This window comes from Janthinobacterium sp. TND4EL3 (assembly GCF_900156175.1).
Taxonomy (GTDB): Bacteria; Pseudomonadota; Gammaproteobacteria; order Burkholderiales; family Burkholderiaceae_D; genus Janthinobacterium.
The window spans coordinates 95117-107460 of record NZ_FTMV01000008.1; the positions used below are offsets into that span (position 1 = coordinate 95117).

At 64.6% G+C, this 12344-nt stretch carries 12 protein-coding genes; 3 read left to right on the top strand and 9 right to left on the bottom strand.

Going from position 1 to position 12344, the window contains the following annotated elements:
* Positions 1-94 precede the first annotated feature (94 nt).
* Together BXA07_RS14185 and BXA07_RS14190 are read left to right on the top strand one after the other, a co-directional pair.
* On the top strand, positions 95-1090 hold the full coding sequence (locus BXA07_RS14185; protein WP_076568550.1) for an NADP-dependent oxidoreductase: 996 nt from the start codon (positions 95-97) through the stop codon (positions 1088-1090).
* A gap of 59 nt (positions 1091-1149) precedes the next feature.
* Positions 1150-1578, top strand: a complete 429-nt coding sequence (locus BXA07_RS14190) for a GNAT family N-acetyltransferase (RefSeq protein WP_076568551.1) — start codon at positions 1150-1152, stop codon at positions 1576-1578.
* A gap of 60 nt (positions 1579-1638) precedes the next feature.
* Here the strand turns inward: BXA07_RS14190 and BXA07_RS14195 are convergent, their stop codons facing one another.
* The 9 genes from BXA07_RS14195 to BXA07_RS14235 form a co-directional block, all read right to left on the bottom strand.
* On the bottom strand, positions 1639-2646 hold the full coding sequence (locus BXA07_RS14195; RefSeq protein ID WP_076568552.1) for an ABC transporter permease subunit: 1008 nt from the start codon (positions 2644-2646) through the stop codon (positions 1639-1641).
* Between the two features lie 24 nt (positions 2647-2670).
* A complete protein-coding gene (locus BXA07_RS14200; protein ID WP_076568553.1) occupies positions 2671-4170 on the bottom strand; it encodes a sugar ABC transporter ATP-binding protein in 1500 nt (499 codons plus the stop codon).
* 77 nt (positions 4171-4247) lie between these two features.
* Complete coding sequence (locus BXA07_RS14205) at positions 4248-5183, bottom strand: ABC transporter substrate-binding protein (RefSeq protein ID WP_083708248.1); 936 nt, start codon at positions 5181-5183, stop codon at positions 4248-4250.
* A 52-nt stretch (positions 5184-5235) separates the two neighbouring features.
* A complete protein-coding gene (gene tal, locus BXA07_RS14210) occupies positions 5236-6186 on the bottom strand; it encodes a transaldolase (RefSeq protein ID WP_076568555.1) in 951 nt (316 codons plus the stop codon).
* 2 nt (positions 6187-6188) lie between these two features.
* Entirely contained in the window at positions 6189-7673 is a 1485-nt protein-coding gene (gene xylB / locus BXA07_RS14215; protein WP_212592308.1) for a xylulokinase, read from the bottom strand.
* Between the two features lie 31 nt (positions 7674-7704).
* Positions 7705-8712, bottom strand: a complete 1008-nt coding sequence (locus BXA07_RS14220; RefSeq protein WP_076568557.1) for a LacI family DNA-binding transcriptional regulator — start codon at positions 8710-8712, stop codon at positions 7705-7707.
* Positions 8713-9036: 324 nt separating this feature from the next.
* Positions 9037-9774 carry an NRDE family protein gene (locus tag BXA07_RS14225; protein ID WP_076568558.1) on the bottom strand — a complete coding sequence of 246 codons (738 nt, stop codon included), beginning with the start codon at positions 9772-9774 and terminating at the stop codon, positions 9037-9039.
* Positions 9765-10055: a DUF4936 family protein gene (locus tag BXA07_RS14230; protein ID WP_076568559.1), complete on the bottom strand. Its 291-nt coding sequence runs from the start codon at positions 10053-10055 to the stop codon at positions 9765-9767. Before BXA07_RS14230 ends, BXA07_RS14225 begins: the two co-directional genes overlap by 10 nt.
* Before the next feature lie 7 nt (positions 10056-10062).
* Positions 10063-11169 (bottom strand): CAF17-like 4Fe-4S cluster assembly/insertion protein YgfZ, encoded by a 1107-nt coding sequence (locus BXA07_RS14235; RefSeq protein WP_076568713.1) that lies wholly within the window; start codon positions 11167-11169, stop codon positions 10063-10065.
* A 185-nt stretch (positions 11170-11354) separates the two neighbouring features.
* Between BXA07_RS14235 and mltG the strand changes: the two genes are divergently transcribed.
* Positions 11355-12341, top strand: coding sequence for an endolytic transglycosylase MltG (gene mltG, locus BXA07_RS14240; protein WP_076568560.1), 987 nt, complete (start codon positions 11355-11357; stop codon positions 12339-12341).
* Positions 12342-12344: the final 3 nt, after the last annotated feature.

Here is a 12344-nt window from a genome sequence, read left to right on the forward strand (position 1 = left end):
CGCTTCTCGGCCACCTCTCCCTTCCGCTCGCTACGGTTTTGTTCGGTGTCGTGAATATCAATGTTAGCCATCAACTTTATTGACAGGAGCCTTCATGACCACCTACCAACGCATCGTCCTCGCCTCGCGCCCCACGGCCGAAGTGCAGCCGGATAACTTCCGCCTGGAAACGAAAGACATTCCCGCCATCACGGATGGACAATTGCTGGTGCGCAACCAGTACCTGTCGCTCGATCCCTACATGCGCGGGCGCATGAGCACGAATAAGAGCTATGCGGCGCCGCAGGCGCTCGGGGAAACCATGATAGGCGGCACGGTGGGCGTGGTGCTGGAATCGAAGCATCCGAAGTTCGCCGTGGGCGACACGGTGGTGGGGACACTGGGCTGGACGGAAGTGGCCGTGTCGGATGGCACGATGCTGCGCAAGGTCGATACGACGCATATTCCCCCGTCGGCCTACCTGGGCGCCGTCGGCATGCCGGGCATGACGGCCTGGTATGGCCTGAACCAGATCATGGCGCCGAAAGCGGGCGAAACCGTGGTCGTGTCGGCCGCCAGCGGCGCCGTCGGCAGCGTCGTGGGCCAGCTGGCCAAACTCAAGGGCTGCCGGGTCGTCGGCATCGCTGGCGGGGCGGAGAAGTGCGCCTATGTGGTGCATGAACTGGGTTTCGATGCCTGCGTCGACTACAAGGCGGGTAATCTGGCAGCCGACCTCGAAGCGGCCACGCCGGACGGCATCGACGCCATCTTTGAAAACGTGGGCGGCGCCGTGTTCGATGCGGCCCTCGCGCGCACGAATGCGTTTGGCCGCGTGGCCGTGTGCGGCTGGATCGCCGGCTACAACGGCGAGCCGACGCCGCTCGACAATGCCCGTTTCATCCTCACCAACCGCCTCACCGTGCGCGGCTTCATCGTCTCGGAGCAGCCGGAATTGTGGCCGCAGGGGCTGGCGGAACTGGGCACCCTGGTGGCGACGGGCAAGCTGAAATTCCGCGAATCCGTGGCCGAGGGTCTGGCCAGCGCGCCCGAGGCCTTCATCGGCCTGTTGAAGGGCCGTAATTTCGGCAAGCAGCTGGTGAAGCTGGACTGATTTCCCGCCACGGAACAGGCCGTGCGACAATTGCGGCCTGTCTCTTTTTCCATTACACCATGACCAAGCACACCATCCGCCTCGGCGACTGGGCCACCCTGGGCCCGGATGCCACCGCCATCCGTTTTGAAGTCTTCGTCGATGAACAGAAAGTGCCGGCCGAGATCGAACTCGACGACATGGATGCCGTCTGCCTGCACGCCGTCGCCTACGACGGCGCGGGTCAAGCCATCGGTACGGGCCGCTTATTGCCCGATGGCCACATCGGCCGCATGGCCGTGCGCCAGCCGGGACGCGGCACGGGCGTGGGCGGCGCCATTTTGACCTTGCTGCTGGAAAAGTCGCGCGAACGCGGCGATGCGGCGGTGGTGCTGAACGCGCAAACCGTGGCCGCGCCATTCTATGCGCGCCACGGTTTCGTGCAGCAGGGGGAACAATTCGAAGAGGCGGGGATTGCACATGTGGAGATGCGGCTGCAGTTTGCCTGATTGATCAGCGCAGGGTACGCCGCACGGCGTCCGGGGAGCTGGACGCCGTATGCAATGCCATTAGTTCTGCGCGTGGCTCTGGCGCCATTTGTCGAGAATCACGGCCAGCACGATCACGACACCTTTCGCCACATATTGCCAGAACGACGACAGCCCCAGGATCGTCAAGCCATTGTTCATCACGCCGATGATCAGGGCGCCGATCACGGTGCCCCAGACGGAACCGACACCGCCCATCAGGCTCGTGCCGCCCAGCACGACGGCCGCAATCGCATCGAGTTCATAACCGGTGCCCCAGTTGCCGTTGGCTGCGTACAGGCGGCTGGCCGACATGGCGCCGCCCAGGCCCGCGAACAGGCCGCTGATGGTATAGACAAACATCAGCACGAGGCCGACCTTGATCCCCGTCAAACGCGCGGCCTGGATATTGCCGCCCACGGCGTAGATATGCAGGCCCAGGGTCGTCTTGCGCAAGATGAACCACGTCAGCAGCACGACGGCGGCGGCCAGCCAGATCAGCCAGGGCACGGCCAGGAAGCTGCCGTTGCCCATCCATTCGAAGCTGGGGATTTCCGTGTTCAGCACGCTGGTGCCGTCGGCCAGCAGATAGGCCGCGCCGCGCAGGGCCGTCATGGTACCCAGGGTCACGACAAAGGGATTGAGGCCGACGAGGGCGACGAGCACGCCATTGAGCGCGCCCAGCAGCAAGCCGACGATCAGGAAGGCAGGAATCGAAAAGCCTGCAAACTGGGCCGACAGCGACATCAGCATGCCTGCCACGGCCGAGACGGCCAGCACGGAGCCGACGGACAGGTCGATGCCGCTGGTGAGGATGACGAAGGTCATTCCGGACGCCAGCACGATGTTGATCGACACCTGGCGGAAGATATTCATGGTGTTATTGCTCGTCATGAACGTGGACGTGCCGTCGGCCGAGAAATACACGGTCAGGCCATACATGGCCAGGTACAGCACGACCAGCACGGGCAGCATGCCCAGGCGGCGCATCAGGTTCGAGGCATTGAAGGGTTCGCCGGCGCGCGGGGCGCCGCGGGTAGTAGTTGTCATGTTGAATCTCCTGAATGATTATTCTTATGCCGCTTCCAGCTGGGTCGCATAGGCAAGGATGTTTTCCTGCGTGATCTCGTCGCCCGTCACCTCGCCCGTCAGCCGTCCTTCGCACATCACCATCACGCGGTCGCAGATGCCGACCAGCTCGGCCAGTTCGCTGGAAATGCACAGCACGGCCGTGCCCGCGTCCGCCAGCTGGTGGATGATCTTGTATATTTCGCTCTTTGCGCCCACGTCCACGCCCCGCGTCGGTTCGTCGAGGATGAGGACCTTGGGCGCGATGGCCAGCCAGCGCGCCAGCAAGACCTTCTGCTGGTTGCCGCCAGACAACCCCCCCACGATGCCGTCCGGGCCCGAGACCTTGACGTTGAGGTTGGCAATCGCCTCGCGCGTGAGCTGCGTCAGGGCACCACGGTTGACCACGCCCGCCGTGGAGTGCTTTGAAAGTATGTTCATCGACATGTTTTCCATGGCCGACAATTGCATGAACAAGCCCAGGCTCTTGCGGTCTTCCGGCAAATAGCCGATGCCGTGGCGAATCGCCGCCAGCGGCCGCTGGATGTGCACTTCCTGGCCGTCGAGCCACACCTGCCCCGATTGCTTCTTGTCGGCGCCAAAGATCAGGCGCGCCAGTTCCGTGCGGCCCGCGCCCACGAGGCCGGCAAGTCCCGTCACTTCGCCCGCATGCAGGGCGAACGAGGCGGGCTTGACCTTGCCGCCGCCGACGTTTTCCACGCGCAGGCGCTCGGCGCCCCGCGTGCTGCGGCGCTGGTGCGAATAGAAGTCGTCGGCGGGGCGGCCCACCATCATTTGCACGACTCTCTTTTGATCCAGCTCATCCTTGCCCAGTTCGCCCACATAGGCGCCGTCGCGCAAGACCGTGATGCGGCGCGCCAAACGTTCCACCTCGGCCATGCGGTGGCTGATGTAGAGCACGGCCAGGCCCTTGTCGCGCTGTTCTTCGATGATGCGGAACAATTGTTCGGTTTCCCGGTCGGACAGGGCGGCCGTTGGCTCGTCCATGATCAGGATGCGGCTTTCGTGCACGAGGGCGCGGGCGATTTCCACCTGCTGCTGCTCGGCGATCGACAGGGTAGCCACCATGGTGTCGGCATCGAAGCGGGAGCCGAGGTCGGCCAGGATGGCGTTCGTGCGCGCGCGCATCTCGCCGCCCTTGACGGTCCAGAACGGTCCTTTTGGTTCGCTGCCCATGAAGACGTTCTGCGCCACCGTCATGTTCTTGGCCACGCTCAGTTCCTGGTAGATCAGGTTGATGCCCAGGGTGCGGGCCTCGCCCGGGTTGCGGATCTTGATCGGCTTACCGTCGAGAATGATTTCACCGGCGTCAGGCGTATACACGCCCGAGAGAATCTTCATCAGGGTGCTCTTGCCGGCGCCATTCTCTCCCATCACGGCATGGATTTCGCCGCTGCGCACCGTCAGGTGCACGCCGCGCAACGCGCGCGTGGCGCCGAAGCGCTTCTCGATGCCGCGCATTTCAAAAATAATATCGTCGCTCATGACTGTCCTTCCTTGCTGGTGAAACTGGCGCCGCCTGCCAACTGGCCGGCGGCGCCTCGTGGTTCAGGTCAGGCAGATCAGTTCTTTACCCAGCCCGTGTAGGTGGCGACGTTTTCCTTGGTGATGGCCGGGGTCGGCAACAGCACCATGGTCTGCTTCGGCGTGCGGCCGTTCATGATGTCGTAGCCCATCTGCACGGCATCGGTCGCCATGCGGTACGGGTTTTGCGCCGAGGTGGCGGCAAACAGGCCGGCCTTGTTTTTCAGGGCGTTCTGTCCGTCCGGCGCGCCATCGACGGCCGTGATCAGTTTGACGTCCGTGCGCTTCGACTGCTTGATGGCCAGTTCGGCGCCGATGCCGGTCGGATCGTTGATGGCGAACACGGCGTCGATCTTCGGATGGGCCGTCAGCAAATTCGACATCACGGTCATGCCGCCGTCGCGGCTGCCGCCCGCGTTCTGGTTGTCGGACAGGATCTTGATGTCCTTGAAGGCGGCCAGGGTCTTCTTGCAGCCGTTGACGCGGTCGATCACGGACGTGACGGGCGGGCCGTTGAGGATCACCACGTTGCCCTTGCCGCCGATCTGCTTGGCCAGGTAGGCGCACGACACGTCGCCCGCCATGGTGTTGTCGGACATCACGGTGGCCGAAGCGCCCACGGCGCCCACGTCGACGGCGATCACGACCACGCCCGCATTGCGCGCCTTCTTGATGGCCGGGGCGATGCCCTTGGAATCGACGGCGTTCAGGATGATGATGTCGGTCTTGTTGGCGATAAAGTTTTCGATCTGGTCCACCTGGGTGTTCAGGTCATACTTGCTGGAAACAGTCGTGACTTTCACGCCGGGGCCACCGAGCTTTTTCGCGCTTTCTTCCGCGCCGCGGCCAATCGCCACGAAAAACGGGTTGGCCAGGTCGCCCACGCTCACGCCGATCGATTTCAGTGGTTTATCGGCGGCGAAGGCGCCGCAGGCGGCGGACAGCAGCAGGGTGGCGGTAATGACTTTTTTCATGAGGATCTCCTAGGGTTTTTATTGTAAAAACGACTGTGCTACGGGTGAAATCTTACTTAGTACGCAATTTCTCGATCATGGCATCGAGCTTGCCCGCATCGACGGCAAAGCCGCGTATGCCTTCGGCCAGCTTTTCCGTCGCCATGGCATCGTCGTTCAGGGCGTAGCGGAAAGCGGCTTCGTCATAGCTGACGGCCGGCTGGGCCGCGCCCAGGTCGCCGCCCAGCGCGCGCTCGAACGGTGTGTCGGCCGCTTCCAGCTTGGCCAGCAAGTCGGGGCTGATGGTCAGCAAGTCGCAGCCGGACAGGGCCGTGATCTGCCCCACGTTGCGGAAGCTCGCGCCCATCACTTGCGTGGCGATGCCATGTTGCTTGTAGTAATTAAAGATGCGCGTGACCGATTGCACGCCTGGATCATTGGACAGGCTGCGCGCCGCTTCGTCCCATGCCGCGCCCAGCGATTTTTTATGCCAGTCGTAGATGCGGCCCACGAACGGCGAAATGAGCCGCACTTTCGCGTCGGCGCAGGCGACGGCCTGGCAGAACGCGAACAGCAGGGTAAGGTTGCAAAAAATGCCATCTTTTTCCAGTTCGCGCGCCGCCTGGATGCCTTCCCAGGTGGCGGCGACCTTGATCAGCACGCGCTCGCGGGCGATGCCCGCCTGCTCGTACAGGGCGATCAGGCGGCGTCCGCGGGCCACGGTGGCGGCGCGGTCAAAGCTCAGGCGGGCATCGACTTCCGTCGACACGCGGCCCGGCACCACCTTTAAGATTTCCAGGCCGAAGCGCACCAGCACCTGGTCGACGATGTCGTCGAGCGACGCGTTCTTGTGGGCTGCGACCGTGCTTTCCAGCAAGGGCGCGTAATCGGGCTGCAGCACAGCCTTCAAGATCAGCGACGGGTTGGTGGTGGCGTCCTGCGGCGCGAAACGCGCCAGTTGCAAAAAGTCGCCCGTGTCGGCGACGACGGTGCTGTGTTGCTTCAATTGTTGCAGCTGATTCATTGCTATTCCTTCTCACTGAGTTGGTGCAGGGCTTGCACGGCGGGAAACAGGCTACGGTAGCGGCCGTAGCGGATGCTCAAGGCTGCGCTGTGCGCGGCATCGGGCTGGAAAATGTTGTTGACGGGCAATCCTTGTGTCAGCAGGCTGGCGTCGCCGAGGGCGGCGAAGCCCAGCTTGGCCGCGCCGAGGCTGGCCGACAGTTCGCTGTTGTGCAGGGTGCGCATTTCGCGTCCCAGCACATTGGCCAGCAGCTGGGCCCAGTACTGGCTGCGCGCGCCGCCGCCCACGAGCATGCAGTGGGGAATCACCGCGCCCGTCGAGGTGACGGCGGCCATGGCGTCGCGCAAGGCGAACGCCACGCCTTCGAGCACGGCGTAGCCCAGCTGCGCCGGCGTGCTGTCGTGGCCCAGCTGCAAAAAGGCGCCGCGCACCTGCGGGTCGTTGTGCGGCGTGCGCTCGCCCGACAGGTAGGGCAGGAACAGGGGGGCGGACGGTGCGATGGCCGTGTCGAGCGGCAGGGCGCTTTCCACCAGCGCCAGCAGGGCCGCCTCGTCGGGCTGGCCCAGCACGCCAGTGGCCCAGCGCAGACAGCTGGCGCCCGACAGGATCGCGCCCATCGCATACCAGCGGCCGGGCAGGGCGTGGCAAAAGCTGTGCACGCCGCCGGCCGGATTGCCCAGCGGCGTTTCCGTCACGGAAACGATGGCGGCGCTGGTGCCCAGCGAAATAAAGCTGTCGCCGCCGTTGACGGCGCCGATACCGACGGCCGAGACGGGATTGTCGCCGCCGCCGGCGGCCACCACCACGTTCATGGGCAAGCCCAGCTGGTCGGCGACGTTGGCCAGCACCGTGCCCGTGGCCGCGTCGCCTTCGGCCAGCGCCGGCAGCTGGTCGAGGCGCAAGCCGCAGGCGGCCACCATGGGCGGGAACCAGGCGCGGGCGGCCTCGTCCAGCCACAGGGTGCCGGCCGCGTCGGACATGTCCGTCAGCTTGATCCCCGTCAACTGCAGGCGCAGATAGTCTTTCGGCGACAGCAGGCAGGCGATGGCGGCAAAGGCGGCCGGTTCATGCTTTTGCAGCCACAGCAGTTTCGGCGCCGTCAGGCCCGCCATGGGCAGGCTGCCCGTCACGTCCGCGTAGGCGGGATAGTCGCGCGCCAGGGCGGCCGCCTCGGCGTCGGCGCGCGCGTCGTTCCACAGGATGGCGGGGCGGATCACCTTGTCGTGACTGTCGAGCAGCACGGCGCCGTGCATCTGGCCCGACAGGCCGATGCAGGCGATCTGCGCATAGTCCTGCGGCCAGCCGGCGCGCAGCTGGGCCAGCGCCTGGACGCAGGCGCCCCACCAGTGTTGCGGCGATTGTTCGGACCAGCCCGGTTGCGGGCGGCTGGTGTCGATGCGCACGGAGGCCTGGCCGCGCACGGCGCCAGTGCCGTCCATCAGCACGGTTTTCAGTTCGGAGGTACCGAGGTCGATACCGAGGGAAATGGCTGGATGCATAGTCGATTACGGTAAAAGGTCAGGGGCAGCCGCAGGAATTGCGCACGCGCAAGGCTGGCGACAGACGCTGCACGTGCTGGGCGCGGCCCGGGTGGGCGATGCGTTCGATCAGCAGGTCGACGGCCCTGGCGCCCAGCTCTTCCAGCGGCTGGGCCATCACGGTCAGGCGGGGGCTGAAATAATCGGCCCAGTCGAAATCATCGAAGCCGGCCAGCGCGACGTCTTGCGGTACCGCGATGTGCGCGTCGCGCAAGGCGTGCATGGTGCCGATGGTCATCAGGTTATTGCCGGCCACGATGGCCGTCGGGCGCTGTGCGGCGGGCAGGGCCAGCAGTTCGCGCGTGGCTGCGCCGCTGCGTTCCAGGTTCGAGTCGCCCGAGCGCAGCAGGTCCGGGTCAAACGCGATATCGGCGCGCTGCAGGGCCAGGCGGTAGCCGTCGATACGCTCGTCCGTCGTCGACAGGCCCGGTGCGCCCGCGATGAAGCCGATGCGGCGGTGGCCGTGGGCCGCGATCAGGTGGCTGACCAGTTCGGCAGTCGCCTCTATGTTTTCCACGCCCACCTGGTCGAAAGGCTGGGGCGACATGCGGTCGACCAGCACGGAGGCGATCTTGTTGCTGGTCAAATAGTCGAGGGCGCGGTTGTGCGCGTCGCCCGACGGCGCCAGCACGATGCCGTCGACCCGTCGCTGGTGCAGGTTCTGTACCACTTTCAATTCCTGCTCGGGATCGTCGTGCGTATCGGAAAACAGCATCATCAGGCCGTGGCGCGTGCAGGCCGCCTCGATGGCGCGCACGGTTTCGCTGAAGTAATGATTGGTGAAGGCGGAAATGGCCACGCCGATGGTGCCCGAGGAGGAGCCGGCCAGGGCGCGCGCCAGCATGTTCGGCACATAGCCGATCTGCTGCATGGCCGCGTTGACGGCGGCGACGGTTTTCGGGCTGACCTTGCGGGTGCCGTTGAGTACGTGCGAGACGGTCGACAGCGATACGTCCGCCGCCCGCGCTACATCTTCCATGGTGGCCATGGTGTCTCCTGATGGTTCTATTCTTATTGTGTGCTGCGATGGGGTGCGGCTGTGTCGCCGCGTTGGAATCCATCGTAAACAAAAGAAAGCGCTTGCGCAAGCGCTTTCTTTTTTGTGCGGATGGATGGTGGGTGGGTTTTCGATGAGGATAGGGGAAGCTTGCACAGGTCGGATTAGCGCGCCGCAGGCGCATGTAATCCGACAGCGGGGATGGTGATGAGGCTGGTTGAATGTGGTGGTGGCGTCGGCTTACGCGCTCGCGCGCTAAGCCGACCTACCCCGACCTACCCGACCCGCCTCGACCTTGCCTGGGGCAAGGTGGCCTTATTGAATCACCAGCTCATGCAGTTCGCCGGGCGAATCGGGGAACAGTTTGACGACGGTGGAGGTGCGCGTGCCGTAGCCCGGCGTGTCGATGCAGACGGCGGACAGCACGCGCTCGAGGTCGAGCGGCACGCCCGTGTCGGGCAGGCGGAAGTCGGGCGCGCGCGTGGTGTCGGCCAGCATGTCGAAATAGGCGTCGTCGGGCGCGCCCTGGCACAGCAGGCTGGCGAACTGGGCCTTGGTCTTCAGGACCTTGGGCCATGGCGCATCCAGCAGGGCGTTCGACAGGCCGTAGATGCCCGGTTCCAAAGGCTGGCCGTTGCGCGCATCGCCGTCGCCCCGGTTGGAAAACCAGATCAGCGTGCCCGCGTCGCCCAGCACCAGGTTAAAGCCGTTGTAGGCTTTGCAGCCGGGGCGGATCTGCGCGATGTAGTCCTGCGGCGACATCGTGCCGGCCAGGTAGTCGGCTACCAGGGCACCGCGCGAGGGGGCGTCCGGATTGCGGTCTTGCGGGCTGCGGATATTCGTGATGGCGGCAAAGCGCGAGCTGCCGCTGCCGGCCTGGGTGATGCCCATCCAGCTGCCGCCCGCCTGCAGGTCGCGGCCCGCATACACTTGCGGGTGCTCGGGCCAGGCGCCGGCGGGGGCGCTGGCGCGTTCATAGAATTCGTCGCGGTTGGCGGCGGCAATCAGCGGGACGTGCGGATTGACTTTCCAGGCAAAAACGATCAGGCACATGGGGGCAAGTCCATGAACACTTCCGTATGGCGCGCGCCGGCCGTCAGCGACAGCAAGCCCGCTTCCTCGGCGGCCGCGGCCAGTTGTTCGGCAAAACCTTCGCCGACGATGGGGTAGATTTCCATCCACGTCTGCAAGCCATCCTTCGCTTCCGGACGGCGCTTGAGCTGCGGCGCCACGCCGGAGGCGGCCGCCAGCCTGGCCTGCAAGGCGCGTACCCGTGCTTCCAGCGCCTGGGCGTGCTCTTGCTTGACCTGATAATAAATGTACAAATCTTTCATGGCATTCTCACAAGTCGAGTGCGTCGAGCACGTAAGGCATGGGCAGGAAATGCACGGCCGCACCCTGGGCCGAACCGTAGCGCACGGCGCCGGCCGCGCTTGAACCTTCGTCGATCGCCCCCAGCTTCATTTCAACGAGGGCGTCGATGCCGCCCACGCCGTTCGGCGCGGCGTTGACGACCATGCCGCAAGGCTGCTCGGGGTCGCTGACGGCAAACAGTTCGCCGCCGGCCACGACGGCCGCATCGGCGATGCTGACGAGGGTGGTGCGGCGCTTGAGCTTGCCCAAGTACTGGCTGCGCGCGACGATTTCCTGGCCCGGGTAGCAGCCTTTCTTGAAATTGACGCCGCCCAGCAGCTCGAAATTGACCATCTGTGGCACGAATTGCTCTTGCGTGGCGGCCGTGATCTGCGGAATGCCCGCGTGGATGTCCGACAATTGCCAGCAATCATTGCCGCCCTTGGCCAGCTGCGCCGTCAATTGCGGCCAGGCGTCGCGCGCCGTGGCGGCCGACGTCAGCCATTGATAGCGGGGGCTGCCAAACGCATCGGCCACGCGCAGCACGGTGCCCAGCGCGTGGTCCACCTTGCCGAACGGCGTGGCGGGCAGGGTGGGGAACCAGGCGGACAGGGCCGCGCCGGCTTGCTTGCCGCCGAGGCCCAGCACGACCTGGTTCGCTTCATCGCACGATGCATCGTGCAGCTTGGCCTTGGCGCGCAGCACGAACATCTGCAGGCGCTTCTGGATGGCCGGCTGTATGGCGCGCGGCAATTGCAGATAAATGGTGGTGGCGTTGCGCCACATCAGGAAACTGGCCAGCAAGCGGCCTTTCGGCGTGCAGTAGCCGGCCAGGCGCACTTGCTCCTGGTTCAGGTGTTCCACGTCGTTGGTCAGCTGGCCATGCAGGAAACTGGCCGCATCGTCGCCATTGATGCCGATCAAGCCCTGGTCCGTGATGGCCGCGACAAAGCCGTCTTGCAGCTGGGACACTGTCAGGGACTGGCCAAAATCGGCGATGGGGGCAATGGGGGCGGGGACGGTACTGTCAGGCGCGTCTGCGGCAGGGACGGGACGGGCGCCTTGTGCGGCTAAAAATTGATTCCAGTTATTCATAATTTCCATTAGATCAGCGATTAAGCATTATCATTACGGGTTCATTATAGTGATGTCGGGCGGATCGCGTCGGCAGCGGCAAGAATCGCAGCAGTGGCGCAGGTTTGCGCGGGCTTTCTTCACAAATGAACGATCATAACAAGCGCGCGTTGTACGCCAGCGGGCGCATCACAAGAATCGGAACAATGGCTTTCTTTAAAAAACTTGTAGTCAGTTCAGTCATCGCCGCCATCGGCGTGGGCGGCACTTTTGTGTACTGGGCGCAGCAGCCCATCACGACGGAAGGCGAAGCGATCCCGTTTACGATCACGCCCGGCAGCGGCGCGCATGCGGCCGGCCAGCAGATCGCGGACGCGGGCGTGCCCATCGTGCCCATCCTGTTCAACCTGCTGGCGCGCATCGAAGGCAAGACCTCGAAGATCAAGGCCGGCTCCTACGAGCTGAAACCGGGCACGACGCCGCAGCGGCTGATCACGCAGCTGGCGCGCGGCGAGTTCGCGCAAGAGTCCTTGACCATCATCGAAGGCTGGACGTTCAGGCAGATGCGCGCGGCCATGGCCAGCCATCCCGGCCTCAAGCACGATACGGTGGGTCTTTCCGACAAGGAACTGATGGCAAAGATCAGCCCGGAATACGTGCAGCCGGAAGGCCTGTTCTTCCCGGACACCTATCTGTTCGCCAAGGGCGCGAGCGAAATGCAGATCTTCAAGCAGGCGCACGCGGCCATGATAGGTAGGTTGTCCGAAGCGTGGGACAAGCGCGATCCGGCCTTGCCGTATAAAAACCCGTACGAGGCGCTGATCATGGCATCCATCGTGGAAAAGGAAACGGGGCAAAAGTCCGAGCGGGCCATGATCGCCGGCGTGTTCGTCAACCGCCTCAAGACGGGCATGCTGCTGCAGACGGACCCGACCGTGATCTATGGCATGGGTGACAACTACCAGGGCAAGATCCGCAAACGCGACCTGGAAGCGGACACCCCGTACAATACCTATACGCGCGGCGGCTTGCCGCCCACGCCGATCGCGCTCGCTGGCGCGCAATCGCTGACGGCGGCGCTGGCGCCGGCCCGCACGCAGGCCCTGTATTTCGTCGCGCGCGGCGACGGCACCAGCCAGTTCTCGGCCAACCTGCCCGACCATAACCGCGCCGTGAACCAGTATCAGCGCTAATTT

What these genes read in the sequence shown, in the direction of transcription:
- BXA07_RS14235 (WP_076568713.1), bottom strand. Translation starts at nt 11,169, where the DNA reads ATGAATAACTGGAATCAATTTTTAGCCGCACAAGGCGCCCGTCCCGTC.
- BXA07_RS14190 (WP_076568551.1), top strand. Translation starts at nt 1,150, where the DNA reads ATGACCAAGCACACCATCCGCCTCGGCGACTGGGCCACCCTGGGCCCG.
- BXA07_RS14205 (WP_083708248.1), bottom strand. Translation starts at nt 5,183, where the DNA reads ATGAAAAAAGTCATTACCGCCACCCTGCTGCTGTCCGCCGCCTGCGGC.
- tal (WP_076568555.1), bottom strand. Translation starts at nt 6,186, where the DNA reads ATGAATCAGCTGCAACAATTGAAGCAACACAGCACCGTCGTCGCCGAC.
- BXA07_RS14220 (WP_076568557.1), bottom strand. Translation starts at nt 8,712, where the DNA reads ATGGCCACCATGGAAGATGTAGCGCGGGCGGCGGACGTATCGCTGTCG.
- BXA07_RS14195 (WP_076568552.1), bottom strand. Translation starts at nt 2,646, where the DNA reads ATGACAACTACTACCCGCGGCGCCCCGCGCGCCGGCGAACCCTTCAAT.
- BXA07_RS14200 (WP_076568553.1), bottom strand. Translation starts at nt 4,170, where the DNA reads ATGAGCGACGATATTATTTTTGAAATGCGCGGCATCGAGAAGCGCTTC.
- BXA07_RS14225 (WP_076568558.1), bottom strand. Translation starts at nt 9,774, where the DNA reads ATGTGCCTGATCGTTTTTGCCTGGAAAGTCAATCCGCACGTCCCGCTG.
- BXA07_RS14185 (WP_076568550.1), top strand. Translation starts at nt 95, where the DNA reads ATGACCACCTACCAACGCATCGTCCTCGCCTCGCGCCCCACGGCCGAA.
- BXA07_RS14230 (WP_076568559.1), bottom strand. Translation starts at nt 10,055, where the DNA reads ATGAAAGATTTGTACATTTATTATCAGGTCAAGCAAGAGCACGCCCAG.
- mltG (WP_076568560.1), top strand. Translation starts at nt 11,355, where the DNA reads ATGGCTTTCTTTAAAAAACTTGTAGTCAGTTCAGTCATCGCCGCCATC.